The following is a 15260-nucleotide window of genomic DNA, read 5'->3' on the forward strand; positions in this document are numbered from 1 at the left end:
GAAAGTGCTTTACAACCCGAAGGCCTTCTTCACACACGCGGCATGGCTGCATCAGGGTTTCCCCCATTGTGCAATATTCCCCACTGCTGCCTCCCGTAGGAGTCTGGGCCGTGTCTCAGTCCCAGTGTGACTGGTCATCCTCTCAGACCAGCTAGAGATCGTCGCCTTGGTGAGCCGTTACCTCACCAACTAGCTAATCTCACTTGGGTTCATCCAATCGCGCAAGGCCCGAAGGTCCCCTGCTTTCCCCCGTAGGGCGTATGCGGTATTAGCCGTCGTTTCCAACGGTTATCCCCCTCGACCGGGCAGATCCCCAAGCATTACTCACCCGTCCGCCGCTCGCCGGCAAAAGTAGCAAGCTACTTTCCCGCTGCCGCTCGACTTGCATGTGTTAGGCCTGCCGCCAGCGTTCAATCTGAGCCATGATCAAACTCTTCAATTAAAGACTTGATGCTCAATGAATATCTGAATTGCTGCTATTTCTAGTGCACTTCACACAACATTGAAAAACAATATTTTTTTGTTTCCCAACATCCTGCGAGTGCCCACACAGTTTGCTTGATAAATTGTCAAAGAGCGTTGACCCTTCTGCGGGTCAGGGCTGCGTATTCTACGCAATCCTTGGTGTTCGTCAAGCGTTGAATCAAACTTTGTTTCGTGTTGTTTCAACCCTGGTGACCGTCGGCGTGTTCCGCCGTGTCAGTGAGGGCGCATTATAGGGAGCCGCCGATTTTGCGCAAGGGCTTTTTGGGTAAAAGTTTCACTTTCAGCGCCAACAGCTCAAACCTTAAACAAAGCGGTGTTTTTTACTGCTTTTTGTTGTCTTCCGTGGCCTCGGAGTGGCCCAGACGGGTCACCAGCAACTGATCGATCTTGTAGCTGTCGATGTCCACCACCTCGAATTTGTAGCCGCCGTGCAGCACAAAATCGGTGCGTTTGGGAATTTTGCGCAGCATGTACATCATAAAGCCGGCAATGGTTTCGTAGTTTTCGTCATCGGGAAAACTGTCGATATCGAGCACCCGCATCACGTCTTCCAGGGGCGTCAGCCCTTCCACCAGCCAGGAGTTGGCATCCCGGGACACGATTTGCTCTTCCTGGGACTGCACCAGTTCCCCCATCACTATGCTCATCACGTCCTTGAGGGTGATGATGCCCACCACCAGCGCGTATTCGTTCATGATGATGGCGAAATCCTCTCCCGCGGTCTTGAAGTGCTCCAGCACTTCATACATGGACAGGGTGTCGGGAATGATCAGCGGATTGCGCAGTATGCCTTCCTTTTGCAGGGAAATAGGCTGCTGGTGCAGTACCTGCATCAAAATGTCACGGGAGTCCACATATCCCACCACCCGGTCCAGGCTGTCTTCGCAAACCAGAAACTTGGCATGGGGGTGTTCGGCAATCTTGGCCTTGATGTCTTCCTGGGCTTCATGAAGGTTGAAGTAGATCAGGCTCTCCCGGGTAGTCATGGCCGAGGTCACGGTGCGGGACTCCATTTCAAAGACATTTTCAATCAGATGGTGTTCCTGCTCCTGCAACACACCCGCCTGGGCACCGGCGTCCATCATGGCGATGATGTCTTCGGGCGTGATTTCGTCCTGACGCATGGTAGGTACGCGGAACAACCGGAACAGCAGGTTGGCCAGGCCGTTAAACAGCCATACCAGGGGGCGGAACAGAATGATCAGCACCCCCATCGGCCGTACCACCGCCACCGCGATTTTCTCGGGGGCTATCATCGCCAGCCGTTTGGGCATCAGATCCGCAAACAGAATAAACAGGGAAGTGACAATAAAGAACGACAGGAAAAACGCCATCTTGTCGAGCCACACGCCCTGCAGCCACCAGTCCAGCAGGCTGCGGGTAAAGGGCGTGAAGGCCGACTCACCAATAATGCCGCCCAGAATGGCCACGGCATTGAGCCCGATCTGCACTATGGTGAAAAAGTTGCCCGGCTGCTCCTGCAACAGCAATACCTTTTCCGCATTCACGTCGCCGTCACTGGCCATCAGCCGCAGTTTCATCTTGCGCGCCGCCGCCAGGGCGATTTCGGAAACGGAAAAAAAGGAGCTTATCGCCACCAGCAGGGCGATAAGCAGCACTTGCTCAAACATGGTCATCTTTATGTCACCAATACAGGGAGGGAGCGCCGAAGCAAAACCAGAATAAGGGAGCTATGTTACAAAATACTAAACAAGCCCAGAATCTAGCAGAACCTTTGGGCTTATACCACAGCCGGATTTTGCCGCAGCTAGCCCTCGGTCGGACGAAACGGCCCGTTTCCTTGGTCTATTCTGAAGCGACACCCTGTTACTCCCTACCCTGTTCATTCCTTTTATGTTCACAGGAGGCTTTTCATGACACAGCATTCTTCCGGCAAATGCCCGGTAATGCACGGCGCCCTCACCGAAGCAGGCAGCTCCAATACCGACTGGTGGCCCAAAACGCTGAACCTGGACATTCTTCATCAACACGACACCAAGACCAATCCGCTGGGCGAGGACTTCAATTACGCCGAGGCCTTCAGCAAGCTGGATCTGGATGCGGTCAAGCGTGATCTCAAACACCTGATGACCGACAGTCAGGACTGGTGGCCCGCCGACTGGGGGCATTATGGCGGCCTGATGATTCGCATGGCCTGGCACAGCGCCGGCAGCTACCGCATCGCCGACGGCCGCGGTGGTGGCGGCACCGGCAACCAGCGTTTCGCTCCGCTAAACAGCTGGCCCGACAACGCCAACCTCGACAAGGCTAGGCGACTACTGTGGCCAATCAAGAAGAAATACGGCAACGCCCTGTCCTGGGCCGATTTGTTTATTCTGGCCGGCAACATGGCCTATGAGTCCATGGGCCTGAAAACCTTTGGTTTTGGTGGCGGCCGGGCTGATATCTGGCACCCGGAAAAGGACATTTACTGGGGATCGGAAAAGGAATGGCTGGCCCCCAGCAACAACCCCAACAGCCGTTACTCCGGTGAGCGAAACCTGGAAAACCCGTTGGCGGCGGTGATGATGGGCCTGATTTACGTCAATCCGGAAGGGGTGGACGGCAAACCCGATCCGCTGAAAACCGCCCACGATGTGCGGGTCACCTTTGCCCGCATGGCGATGAATGACGAGGAAACCGCAGCCCTCACCGCCGGCGGCCATACCGTGGGCAAGACCCACGGCAACGGCAGTGCCGCCGACCTGGGAGCCGAGCCCGAAGGCGCCGGGCTCGAAGAGCAGGGCCTGGGCTGGAACAACAAGGTGGGTCGGGGCATTGGACGCAATACCGTGACCAGCGGCATTGAAGGCGCCTGGACCACTCACCCCACTCAATGGGATGGCGGCTATCTGGATATGCTGCTCGACCACGAGTGGGAGCTGGCCCAAAGCCCGGCCGGTGCCTGGCAATGGCAGCCGGTGAATATCAAGGAAGAAGACAAGCCGGTAGACGTGGAGGACCCCTCTCGTCGCTGCATGCCGATCATGACCGACGCCGACATGGCCATGAAGATGGATCCGGACTATCGCCAATACATGGAGCGCTTTCGTCAGGACCCGGCCTATTTTGCCGACACCTTCGCCCGGGCCTGGTTCAAGCTCACCCACCGGGATCTGGGGCCCAAAAGCCGTTACCTGGGCCCGGATGTGCCCAAGGAAGACTTAATCTGGCAGGATCCCGTTTCCTCGGTGGACTATTGCCTGACCGACCAGGAAATCGCCGACCTCAAGGCGGCCATTCTGGCCTCCGGCCTGAGCGTGCCCGAGCTGGTGGCCACCGCCTGGGACAGTGCCCGCACCTTTCGCGGCTCCGATTACCGGGGCGGCGCCAACGGTGGCCGCATTCGCCTGGCCCCGCAAAAAGACTGGCAAGGCAACGAGCCGGCCCGGCTGCAAAAGGTACTTAGCGCCCTGGAACAACTGCGGGACGGCCTCGACAAGCCGGTGAGCATGGCCGACCTGATCGTGCTGGGCGGCTGCGCCGCGGTGGAGCAGTCCGCCAAGAACGCCGGAGTGAAGGTCACCGTGCCCTTTGCCCCCGGCCGGGGCGACGCCACCGATGAAATGACCGATGTCGAGGCCTTTGCCCCGCTGGAGCCACTGCACGATGGTTACCGCAACTGGCTGAAACAGGACTATGCGGTCACCCCGGAGGAAATGCTGCTGGATCGTACTCAGCTGATGGGCCTGACGGCGCCGGAAATGACGGTGCTGGTGGGCGGCATGCGGGTAATGGGTGCCAATCATGGCGACAGCCGCCACGGTGTCTTCACCGACCGGGTGGGCGTGCTCAGCACCGACTTTTTCGTCAACCTGACCGACATGGCCTATCAATGGCGGCCGGCGGGGAACAACCTGTACGAAATCGTCGAGCGCAGCACGAGCAAGGTCAAATGGACCGCCACCCGGGTGGATCTGGTGTTTGGCTCCAATTCGGTGCTGCGCAGCTACGCCGAGGTCTATGCCCAGGACGACAACAAAGAGAAATTCGTGCACGACTTTGTGGCCGCCTGGACCAAGGTGATGAACGCAGATCGCTTCGATTTGCAGTAGGCCAACCGCTGAACCGTGGATGCCCCATGGTGATGAGTAAAACAAAGCCGCCGTAAAGGCGGCTTTGTCATTTTAAATGAGCACTAGCCATTCAGGCCGCCCTGGAAGAACGGGGCAAGCCGAATGAAATCAGCGTCGCCAGCAGCAGGAATCCCGCGGACACCCACAGGCAAGCCTGTATGCCGCTGCTGCCCTGTCCCGCCAACTGGAAAATCCAGCCCGACAGCACGGTGCCAAGCAGGCGCCCCATGGCGTTGGACATATAGTAGAAGCCCACATCCAGGGAAACGCCATCATCACCGGCGTAGCTGACGATCAGATAACTGTGCAGCGAAGAGTTAACCGCAAACACGGCACCAAACAGCAGCAGGCCGCCGATGAGCACGACCGTCGGATCCCATTCAGCCATCAGCCCCAGCGCCATCGCCCCGGGCAACAGGGTCAGTATCAACGCCCACACCGTAGCCGCCCGACCGTCGGGCACTCGGCCCGACGCCTTGCCGGTGATGCGCGGCGCCAGCGCTTGCACCATGCCATAGCCGATCACCCACAGGGCCAGAAAGCCGCCGGTCTGACTGTGATTCCAGCCCAATGTCTGGGACAGAAACACCGGCAGCGCAACCACAAACCAGACATCACGGGCACCAAACAGGAACATGCGTGCCGCCGACAGAATGTTGATGGAGCGGCTTTTGGAAAAAATGTCGCGAAATCTGGGCTTGTTTTTCGCCCTGCCCAGATCCTGCCTGAGCAATGCCAGGCTCAGCAGCCACACCAGCGTCAGCGCAATGGCCATGGCCGCCACCGCGCCGGCAAAGCCCAGCCCCATCAGCAGGGCACCGCCAAGGAAAAAGCCCACACCCTTGAGGGCATTCTTGGAGCCGGTGAGAATGGCCACCCACTGGTAGAGCTTGCCCTGGGCTTCACCGGGTACCAGCAACTTGATGGAGCTTTTGGCACTCATCTTGTTGAGATCCTTGGCAATGCCCGACAACGCCTGCGCCGCCATCACCCAGGGCACGGTCAGCCAGGCGGCGGGCACCAGCAGCATGGACAGCGCCAGCACCTGCAGCACCAGGCCGATATTCATGGTGCGGTTCAGGCCCAGATGGGCACCCAGCCAACCCCCGACCAGGTTAGTGATTACGCCGAAGATTTCATAGAACAGAAACAGCAGCGCAATCTCCAGCGGCGCATAACCCAGCCCGTGAAAATGCAGCACCACCAGCATGCGCAGGGCGCCGTCGGTCAGCGTAAAGGCCCAGTAATTGCCCGTTACCACCAGATACTGGCGAATGGCGGGGGAAAGCCGAGTCAGCATTTACCCACGCCCCACCTTCAGCGCCAGCTCGGCGGTGCGGTTGGCATAACCCCACTCGTTGTCATACCAGGCATAGATTTTCACCTGGGTACCATTGACCACCATGGTGGAAAGGGCATCGATCACGCTGGAGCGCGGATCCGTCTTGTAATCGATGGACACCAGCGGACGCTCTTCGTAACCCATAATGCCCTTCAGCTCGCTATCGGCGGCCGCCTTCAGCAGGGCGTTCACCTCTTCCGCCGTGGTTTCCCGTTCAACCTCAAACACACAGTCGGTGATGGAGGCATTGGCCAGCGGCACACGAATGGCATGGCCGTTCAGCTTGCCCTTCAGCTCCGGAAAGATATGGGTGATGGCCGTGGCCGAGCCGGTGGTGGTAGGAATCAGGCTCATGCCACAGGCTCGGGCACGACGCAGATCCTTGTGGGGCGCATCCAGAATGGTCTGGGTATTGGTAATGTCGTGAATGGTGGTCATGGAGCCGTGCCGAATGCCCAGCCGCTCATGAATCACCTTGACCACCGGGGCCAGGCAGTTGGTGGTGCAGGACGCCGCCGTTACAATGGAGTGTTCGGCGGCATCATAGAGGTGGTCGTTGACACCCATCACCACATTGAGCACGCCCTCTTCCTTGACCGGTGCACTGACCACCACCCGTTTAACCCCCTGGTCCAGGTAGGCCTGCAGCACGGCCTTGCTTTTCATCTTGCCCGACGCTTCGATCACGATATCGCAGCCGGACCAGTCGGTGTCCGCTATCGCCTTGTTACGGCTGACGGTAATACGCGAACCACCAATCAGCATGGCGTCGCCGTCTGCGCTGGCCTCATGCTGCCAGCGGCCATGCACCGAATCAAAGTTCATTAAATGGGCCAGGGTGGCCGCATCACCGGCGGGATCATTAATATGCACAATCTCGGCGTCATGCTGATCAAACAGTGCCCGCATGGTCAACCGTCCCATGCGGCCAAAACCGTTAATGCCAACTTTAATGGTCATCGTTTTCTCCGTTTATCTTTCGTCTTAGCCCAAAATATAGGCACGCTGGGCGGGATGACTGAACGCCTTAGGGCGCAGCACCTGGATGGCCGCCACCGCTTCTTTTGCATCGTAACCGGCGGCAACCATCAGCTTGGCAGCCACCAGCCCGGTACGACCCGAGCCGCCCTTGCAGTGCAGGGCCAGGGCTTCTCCCGCCGCCAGGCGTTGCAGCAGTTCGGCTGAGCAGGCCTGCCAGGCATGATCAAAGTCGTCTCCCGGCAAATCATCATCCGGCACCGGAAGATGAAACCAGTCCAGTCCCGCGCTCTGTACGGCCGAGGCAAAGTCCGGCAGCCCCGCCTCGTTCAGCTCGGTCGCCGACATCAGGGTGATAATGGCGCTGGCGCCGCCCGCCTTCAGTTGTAACAGAGACTCGTTCAAATCAACCCCTTGGGTACCCGGGCAGGGCGTCAGCAGCAGGGTGCCCTGCCCCATGGGCAGCGGCCAGTATGAGTGTGACGAAGCAGACATAATCAATCCTCTTGGTGGGCAAACCAGCGATGGGTTTTATTGACGAAATAAACCAGGGACAACATCACCGGCACTTCAACCAGCACACCAACCACGGTAGCCAGTGCCGCCCCCGAGTGTAGTCCGAACAGGGAGATGGCCACGGCCACCGCCAGCTCAAAAAAGTTGGAGGTGCCGATCATGCAGGCCGGCGCAGCCACGTTATGGGGCAGGCGCAGCCACCAGGCGGCCACATAAGTAATAACAAAGATGCCGTAGGTCTGGATCAGCAGTGGTATGGCGATAAGGCCAATGGTCTGGGGCTGGGTCACAATGGTTTCGGCCTGAAAGCCGAACAGCAACACCACGGTGGCCAGCAACCCGAGCATCGACCAGGGCTTGAGTACACGCAGAAAATGGTCGAGGCGAGCGCCATCTCCCTTACGCTCCAGCCGGTGCCGGGTCCAGGCGCCAGCCACCAGCGGCAGCACCACATACAGCAGCACCGACAGCAACAGCGTCTCCCAGGGCACGGCTATGTTGCTGACCCCCAGCAGAAAGGCGGCAATCGGCGCAAAGGCGAAGATCATGATGATATCGTTGACCGACACCTGTACCAGGGTGTAATTGGGGTCGCCCTTGGTGAGCTGACTCCAGACAAATACCATGGCGGTGCAGGGCGCCACACCCAGCAGTATCATGCCGGCGATATATTCACCCGCGCTTTGCGGATCGACCCAGTCGGCAAAAAACACGCGAAAAAACAGCCAGCCCAGCGCCGCCATGGTGAACGGCTTGATCAGCCAGTTGATGATCAGGGTCAGCAGCAGCCCTTTGGGTTTCTTGCCCACATCCTTGATGGCACTGAAGTCTATCTGCACCATCATGGGATAAATCATGACCCAGATGAACACCGCTACCACCAGATTGACATGGGCCAGCTCCAGTCGCGCAATCAGTTCAAACAGATCGGGAGCCAGATTGCCCAGCCCCACGCCGGCGAAAATACAAAGGGCAACCCACAGCGTGAGATAGCGCTCGAAAATACCCATTTATTCCACTCCCTCGTTAAATTGCGCGCTGGTTGACGCGAGCCGTGAGTTGCTCGGCGCTTTCGACCCGCTCGGAGTAGCGGTTGGTCAAATAGTCGCTGCCGCCTCGAGTCAGCAGGGTGAACTTCATCAGCTCTTCCATGACGTCCACAATGCGGTTGTAATAGGACGAGGGCTTCATGCGATCATTATCGTCAAATTCCATAAAGGCCTTGGCCACCGACGACTGATTGGGAATGGTGATCATGCGCATCCAGCGCCCAAGAATGCGTAACTGATTAACCGCGTTAAAGCTCTGGGAGCCGCCACTTACCTGCATCACCGCCAGGGTCTTGCCCTGGGTCGGGCGCACCGCGCCCATGCTCAGGGGAATCCAGTCAATCTGTGCCTTCATCACCGAGGTCATGGCACCGTGACGCTCCGGCGAACACCACACCATGCCCTCACACCACTGCACCAGCTCCCGCAATTCCCGCACCTTGGGATGCTGTTCATCGGCATCGTCCGGCAAGGGCAGCCCGCTGGGGTTGAAAGTGCGGGTTTCGGCGCCCATTGCCTGCAACAACCGGCTTGCCTCTTCGGTCACCAGGCGGCTGAAGGAGCGCTGGCGCAGGGAGCCGTACAACAGCAGGATTCTGGGCGCGTGCGCGGGTCCGTTCACACCCAGGGCGTGCGGGTCGGGGGTTAAAAACTGCCCGGCATCCAGGTTGGGCAGATCGGGAATTTCACAGGACATTAAGGCTCTCCTCACCACAGACATTGCTTTCCGAAGACGGTCGTGACGTCATTTCGCCGAGACGGGCGCAGGGTTGTTCCAGCAGCTCCGGGCTGTGCTCCAGGGTGTCTTTGAGTATGTTGCGCATCCAGTCATTGAGTAACGGATGAATACGATAGAACACCCACTGTCCCTGACGCCGATCCAGCAACAGGCCTACCTTGCGCAGCTGGCTCAGGTGCCTTGATATCTTGGACTGCGGCAGGTTCAGCGCGGCAATCAGTTCACATACGCACAGCTCCCCTTCCCGTTCGATCAACAGCAGGCTCAACAGCCTGGTTTCATCCGCCAGCGACTTGAAAAAGTCCAGCGGCTGTACGGACTTGACCTCAGACTTGATCTGCTTGCTGTTAACCAGCACAAACAGGCGTATTCGCTCACTGAGCTCCTGAAGCGTGAGGGCGAAGGCCCTTGGGTCACAGCTGCCCTTGGGATCGGGAAAATCCCAGGCCATGACCACGCCGCTGCCGGGCCAATGACGACACTCCCGATGGGCCTTGTCACACAAGCTGATCACAAAGTCGAAATGCTGGTGTTCCAGGCTTTCAACCGACTTGGATTCCAGCCCGGCGGTGCTCAGGCCAAAGTCCTGCAGCGCCTTCAGGGTGCGAGGGTCCACCTCCGCAGGCTCGGTTCCGGCACTGAACACCTCGAAACTGTCACCGGCAAAATGGCGTAACAGGGCTTCCGCCATCTGCGAGCGGGCCGCGTTGGCCGTGCACACAAACAATACTCGTTTCATTGAATTCCCCCGTATCATTGGCCCAACAATACATCCGAAAAAACAAATATGCAATTTATCACATATGTATTGTTTCAAATTTAATATCGTGCCCGATCTTGCTACCGGACAATGCGAAGGCAGTCGGTGCAGCAGGGATGGCGGTGAGCGGATATTCAAGACGGGTTCGAACCTTTCGGTGCCGGGTTCTCAGCAAAATAAATATGTTATAACATAACAGTAATTGAGGAATTATCACCCATCACGGCTGCTCCCTTGACGCCTGCCTCATCGTTATCGGGCAGGCTTCATCAACAAGCAGCACCATCACTGCATCCAAATAGGCTGAGCATGAACAGAGATCTGCCAGACGTTGCCGCCAACGAACACTCACCCATTCAGGCCCCGCTGGAATGGGTTGGCATGAGTGGAATCGACCTTCCCGTCACCATTTCCGAACCGGGCTGCCCGGGGCCGGTCCATGCCGTGGTTGATGCCCAGGTCAATCTGCCGTCGGCAACGGTCAAGGGCATACACATGTCCCGCATTTACCGCATGCTGAATGAGTTGTCCCACCAGGCCGAGATCGCGCCGGCGCAGCTTGAAACGCTGCTAGAGCGAATGATTGAAAGCCATAGTGACTGTCATACCGACAGCGCCCGGATCAGGTTGCGCTTTAACCTGCTGACCAGGCGCGCGGCCCTGAAAACCCCCGAGCTGGCAGGCTGGAAGTCTTATCCCGTTCGGCTTGAAGCCACCCTGAAGCGCGGCGAGCTGTCACTGCAGGCATCAGTGCAGGTGGAATACTCCTCAACCTGTCCCGCTTCGGCCGCCTTGTCCCGACAGCTGGTGGCTCAGGGATTCAGGGATCATTTCCCCGACGGCAAGGGAGTAACCACGGAAGACGTCGCGGCCTGGCTGGAGCAGCATGCCACCCTGGCCACCCCCCACAGCCAGCGCAGCGAGGCCCAGGTTGCCGTTACCCTTTGCTCAGATGCCTCAAGCTTTGGCCTGATGGCCCTCATTGATCGAATAGAGCAAGCACTGGCCACCCCGGTACAGACCGCCGTGAAACGCGCCGATGAGCAGGCATTTGCATCGCTTAACGGCCAAAACCTGATGTATGTAGAAGACGCTGCCCGGCGCATTCAGCATGCCCTCGGCGTGCACGACTCTGAAGCACAAATCCATGTTCGCCACCTGGAAAGCCTGCATCCCCACGATGCGGTGGCCTCTGCCAACGGAAACCCGGCCATGGCGGCGCCATAAAGTGACCTCGTTCGGCATCGCGCCAACCTGAATCTGATCAATAGGGAAACAAACACCATATGAAACATGCAGACCTGCTGGTACTCGGCGGCACGGTAATGACGCCCAATGGTCCCGAGCAAATCGACATTGCCTGCCGGGAAGGCCGCATAGTGGCACTGGGGCCATTACAGGGCACGTGGAGCGCAGACAACAGCCTGAATGCCCATGGACTGCATGTGTTGCCCGGGGTCATTGACAGCCAGGTTCACTTTCGTGAACCCGGCCTGACGCACAAGGAAGATCTCGATGGCGGCACCAAAGGCGCCGTGCTGGGCGGCGTGACCGCGGTTTTCGAGATGCCCAATACCAACCCGCTAACGCTGTGGCAGCACGATCTTCAGGCCAAGCTGAATGCCGCAGGGCAACGGGCCTGGTGCGATTATGCCTTCTATATCGGCGGCTCGGCGATTAACGCGCGGCAATTACAGGATCTGGAAACACTGCCTGGTTGTGCCGGGATCAAGGTTTTCATGGGCAGTTCATTTGGTGACCTGCTAGCGGATGAAGACGAGGTGTTGCGGCAAATACTTCGGCACGGACGCCGGCGTATGGCCGTTCACGCCGAAGACGAGGCGCGCCTGCGTGAGCGAAAATCCATGGTCGAGCTCAGCAAAGATGTGCATCAGCACCCCGAATGGCGTGATGTTGAAAGCGCCCTCAAGGCCACCAGGCGCATCGTGGCCCTGGCCGAAGAGACCGGCCGCCGCCTGCATATACTGCATGTCTCCACCGCGGAGGAAATGCAGTTTTTGGCCCGGCACAAACACAGGGTAACCGTGGAGGTTACCCCTCATCACCTGACCCTGGCGGCACCGGAGTGCTATTCACGTTTGGGCAGCCTGGCGCAGATGAATCCGCCGGTTCGAGAGCAGCGCCATCGGGACGCCTTGTGGCAGGCCATTCGTGAGGGAGTGGTTGACGTAATTGGCAGTGATCATGCCCCCCATACCCTGGAAGAAAAGGCACAACCCTATCCGCATTCCCCCAGTGGCATGACCGGCGTGCAAACCCTGCTGCCGATCATGCTTGACCACGTCAATGCCGGCCGGCTCAGCCTGCAGCGGCTGATCGATCTGACCAGCGCCGGCCCGGCACGTATTTTCGGAATACAGGGAAAGGGGCGAATCGCGCTGGGATACGACGCCGATCTGACCCTGGTCGACCTGGCCGCGCAGCGCACCATCACCAACGACTGGATCGCCAGCCGCAGTGGCTGGACTCCCTACGATGGCAAGGCCATCACCGGATGGCCGATACACACGGTGGTGCGCGGCCATGCCGTGGTGCGGGATGAAACACTGTCCCTCACACCACAAGGCCGCCCCCTTTGTTTTCTGGAAACCGGTTAGCCTTATTCCACCGTGACCGACTTGGCCAAATTGCGGGGCTGATCCACGTCGGTCCCCTTGATCAGGGCCACGTAGTAGGACAGCAGCTGCAGCGGCACCGTGTAGACGATGGGCGCGATCACCTCGTCCACGTGCTCCAGCGACATCACCCGCATGGTGTCGTCGCCTTTAAAGCCGGCGCGTTTGTCGGCAAACACATAGAGAATGCCGCCCCGGGCGCGTACTTCTTCCACGTTGGACTTCAGCTTTTCCAGCAGCTCGTTGTTGGGCGCCACCACGATGATCGGCATGTCGGCGTCAATCAGCGCCAGCGGGCCGTGCTTGAGCTCGCCGGCGGCATAGGCCTCGGCGTGAATGTAGGAAATTTCCTTGAGCTTGAGCGCCCCTTCCATGGCGATGGGATACTGCTCGCCCCGGCCCAGGAACAGGCTGTGATACTTGTCGGCAAACTCTTCCGCCAGTTGCTCTATGTCACCGGCCAGGGCCAGGGTGTCAACAATGTGCGCCGGCAGCGAACGCAGCGAGCGCACCAGGCTCGCCTCGGTCTGCTCGCTCATGTTACCTCGGCAACGGCCCACCGCCGCCACCAGCATCAGTAGCGCCACCAATTGCGTGGTAAAGGCCTTGGTAGAAGCCACGCCAATTTCGGCGCCGGCCCGGGTCATAAAGGCCAGATCCGACTCCCGCACCAGGGACGAGCCGGGCACGTTACAGATGGTCAGGCTGCCCATGTAGCCGGACTCCTTGGCCAGCCGCAGGGCCGCCAGGGTGTCGGCGGTCTCGCCACTCTGGGACAGGGTGATCAGCAGGCTGTTGGGACGCACCACCGACTTGCGGTAGCGAAATTCGGAGGCGATCTCGATATCGCAGGGCACCCCCGCTAGGGCTTCGAACCAGTAACGAGCGACCATGCCAGCATGGTAGGAGGTGCCACAGGCAATCAGCTGAATATGTTCCACCTTTTCAAAGATGTCCCGGGCGCCGTTGCCAAAAGACTCCACCACCACGCCCTGCTCGCTCAGCCGGCTCTCCAGGGTGTCGGTGATGGCCTTGGGCTGCTCGTGAATTTCCTTCAGCATATGGTGGCGGTATTCCCCCTTGTCGCCGGCGTCATGGATCACGTCCGACTCCTGTTCGGCACGGGTCACCGGCTGGCCATTGCTGTCAAAAATACGAATCTCCCGGCGGGTCACCTCGGCCACATCCCCCTCTTCCAGGAACAGGAAACGACGGGTGACCGGCAGCAGCGCCAGCTGATCCGAGGCGATAAAGTTCTCGCCTAACCCCAGGCCAATCACCAGGGGTGAACCGGAGCGCGCCACCACCACGCGAGAGGCGTCGTTAACGTCCATCAGCACGGTGCCATAGGCGCCGCGCAGTTCCCTGACCGTGGCCTGCAACGCCGCCAGCAGGCTGTCGGTGTGCTGGCGGTGCCAGTGCACCAGGTGAGCGATGACCTCGGTGTCGGTGTCAGACTCAAACACATAGCCTTTCTCTTTCAGCGCTTCACGCAGCTCTTCGTGGTTTTCGATAATGCCGTTGTGCACCACGGCGATATTGCCGGAAACATGAGGATGGGCATTGCGCTCGGACGGCTCACCATGGGTGGCCCAACGGGTGTGGGCAATGCCGGTGCCGCCGGCCAGCGGCTGCTCGTCAAGGGCGTCGGCCAGCGCCTGCACCTTGCCGAGGCGCCGCACCCGGCCCAGCTGGTTGTCGTGAATAATGGCCACCCCGGCGGAGTCGTAACCCCGGTATTCCAGACGGCGCAGGCCTTCCACCAGAATTTCCGCCACATCACGCTGGGCCACGGCCCCTACAATTCCACACATGCTCTTGTCCTCAGGATGAAGGCGCAATCACCAGGGTGATGCCCTTTTGCTCTAATGCTTGTTGTTCTGCTTCACTAATGCCGCTGTCGGTCACCAGGGTATGAATGGCGTTCCAGGGCAGTTCCAGGTTGGGGATTTTGCGGCCGATCTTGTCGGACTCCACCATCACCACCACTTCCCGGGCTACCTCGGCCATCACCCGCGACAGGCCGGTGAGTTCGTTAAAGGTGGTGGTGCCCCGCTCCAGATCGATGCCGTCGGCGCCAATAAACAGCTGATCAAAGTCGTAAGATCGCAGCACCTGTTCGGCCACTCTGCCCTGAAACGACTCGGAAGACGGATCCCAGGTGCCACCGGTCATCAACAGGGTTGGCTCGGGCTCCAGCTCACGCAGGACATTGGCGATATTGAGCGAGTTGGTCATCACCACCAGGCCACTTTTGCGGCCCAACTCGCCCAACAGTGCCGCCGTGGTGCTGCCGCTGTCGATAATGATGCGGTTGTGATCACGAATGCGCGCCGCCGCCGCCCGGGCCAGTGCCTGCTTTCGTTTTGAAACCGGTTCGGCCGGGCCGTCCGCCACCATTTCGCTCGGCACCGGTACGGCGCCGCCGTAACGGCGCAGCAACAGGCCGTTTTTCTCAAGGGCACCCAGATCCTTGCGAATAGTCACTTCCGAGGTATCAAACCGCCGGGCCAGTTCGTCCACGGTCACCTCGCCCTGCTCATTCAGCAGGGTGATGATGGTATGACGGCGCTGTTGGGTGTTGCGTTTCGACATGACGACATTAAGTTTCGTTTTGAAAGCTGAATGCTAGCAGATCAAAACAAGGGCTGGAAGCTTTAAGCGATTAGTTGTTGTAG

At 59.1% G+C, this 15260-nt stretch carries 12 protein-coding genes and 1 rRNA gene; 3 read left to right on the forward strand and 10 right to left on the reverse strand.

Features of this window, described 5'->3' with window-relative positions; all coding sequences use genetic code 11:
- Both OJHNALOF_RS15570 and OJHNALOF_RS15575 read right to left on the reverse strand, forming a co-directional pair.
- Nucleotides 1–442 (reverse strand): 16S ribosomal RNA (locus OJHNALOF_RS15570); the annotation flags it as partial.
- A gap of 364 nt (nucleotides 443–806) precedes the next feature.
- Nucleotides 807–2123, reverse strand: a complete 1317-nt coding sequence (locus OJHNALOF_RS15575) for a hemolysin family protein (RefSeq protein ID WP_094202016.1) — start codon at nucleotides 2121–2123, stop codon at nucleotides 807–809.
- 237 nt (nucleotides 2124–2360) lie between these two features.
- Between OJHNALOF_RS15575 and katG the strand changes: the two genes are divergently transcribed.
- Entirely contained in the window at nucleotides 2361–4541 is a 2181-nt protein-coding gene (katG, locus tag OJHNALOF_RS15580) for a catalase/peroxidase HPI (RefSeq protein ID WP_165662615.1), read from the forward strand.
- Between the two features lie 91 nt (nucleotides 4542–4632).
- Here katG and arsJ read toward each other — a convergent pair whose 3' ends face one another.
- The 6 genes from arsJ to OJHNALOF_RS17125 are packed head-to-tail and all read right to left on the reverse strand — an operon-like array spanning nucleotide 4633 to nucleotide 9925.
- A complete protein-coding gene (gene arsJ / locus OJHNALOF_RS15585) occupies nucleotides 4633–5862 on the reverse strand; it encodes an organoarsenical effux MFS transporter ArsJ (protein ID WP_165662616.1) in 1230 nt (409 codons plus the stop codon).
- Nucleotides 5863–6864: an ArsJ-associated glyceraldehyde-3-phosphate dehydrogenase gene (locus tag OJHNALOF_RS15590; protein ID WP_165662617.1), complete on the reverse strand. Its 1002-nt coding sequence runs from the start codon at nucleotides 6862–6864 to the stop codon at nucleotides 5863–5865.
- Nucleotides 6865–6888: 24 nt separating this feature from the next.
- A complete protein-coding gene (locus OJHNALOF_RS15595; RefSeq protein WP_165662618.1) occupies nucleotides 6889–7377 on the reverse strand; it encodes a tyrosine-protein phosphatase in 489 nt (162 codons plus the stop codon).
- Between the two features lie 2 nt (nucleotides 7378–7379).
- Nucleotides 7380–8408, reverse strand: coding sequence for an ACR3 family arsenite efflux transporter (gene arsB, locus OJHNALOF_RS15600; RefSeq protein ID WP_165662619.1), 1029 nt, complete (start codon nucleotides 8406–8408; stop codon nucleotides 7380–7382).
- 16 nt (nucleotides 8409–8424) lie between these two features.
- On the reverse strand, nucleotides 8425–9144 hold the full coding sequence (arsH, locus tag OJHNALOF_RS15605; protein WP_165662620.1) for an arsenical resistance protein ArsH: 720 nt from the start codon (nucleotides 9142–9144) through the stop codon (nucleotides 8425–8427).
- Nucleotides 9134–9925: a metalloregulator ArsR/SmtB family transcription factor gene (locus OJHNALOF_RS17125; RefSeq protein ID WP_165662621.1), complete on the reverse strand. Its 792-nt coding sequence runs from the start codon at nucleotides 9923–9925 to the stop codon at nucleotides 9134–9136. The genes arsH and OJHNALOF_RS17125 overlap by 11 nt, the downstream gene beginning before the upstream one ends.
- Nucleotides 9926–10255: 330 nt before the next feature.
- On the opposite strand from OJHNALOF_RS17125, the gene folE2 reads away from it, so the two are divergent.
- A complete protein-coding gene (folE2, locus tag OJHNALOF_RS15615; RefSeq protein WP_165662622.1) occupies nucleotides 10256–11173 on the forward strand; it encodes a GTP cyclohydrolase FolE2 in 918 nt (305 codons plus the stop codon).
- A gap of 59 nt (nucleotides 11174–11232) precedes the next feature.
- On the forward strand, nucleotides 11233–12564 hold the full coding sequence (locus OJHNALOF_RS15620) for a dihydroorotase (protein ID WP_165662623.1): 1332 nt from the start codon (nucleotides 11233–11235) through the stop codon (nucleotides 12562–12564).
- 2 nt (nucleotides 12565–12566) lie between these two features.
- Here OJHNALOF_RS15620 and glmS read toward each other — a convergent pair whose 3' ends face one another.
- Together glmS and OJHNALOF_RS15630 are read right to left on the reverse strand one after the other, a co-directional pair.
- A complete protein-coding gene (gene glmS / locus OJHNALOF_RS15625) occupies nucleotides 12567–14396 on the reverse strand; it encodes a glutamine--fructose-6-phosphate transaminase (isomerizing) (RefSeq protein ID WP_165662624.1) in 1830 nt (609 codons plus the stop codon).
- A gap of 10 nt (nucleotides 14397–14406) precedes the next feature.
- Nucleotides 14407–15177 carry a DeoR/GlpR family DNA-binding transcription regulator gene (locus OJHNALOF_RS15630; RefSeq protein ID WP_094202005.1) on the reverse strand — a complete coding sequence of 257 codons (771 nt, stop codon included), beginning with the start codon at nucleotides 15175–15177 and terminating at the stop codon, nucleotides 14407–14409.
- Nucleotides 15178–15260: the final 83 nt, after the last annotated feature.

This window comes from Oceanimonas sp. MB9 (assembly GCF_011319775.1).
Classification (GTDB): domain Bacteria; phylum Pseudomonadota; class Gammaproteobacteria; order Enterobacterales; family Aeromonadaceae; genus Oceanimonas; species Oceanimonas doudoroffii.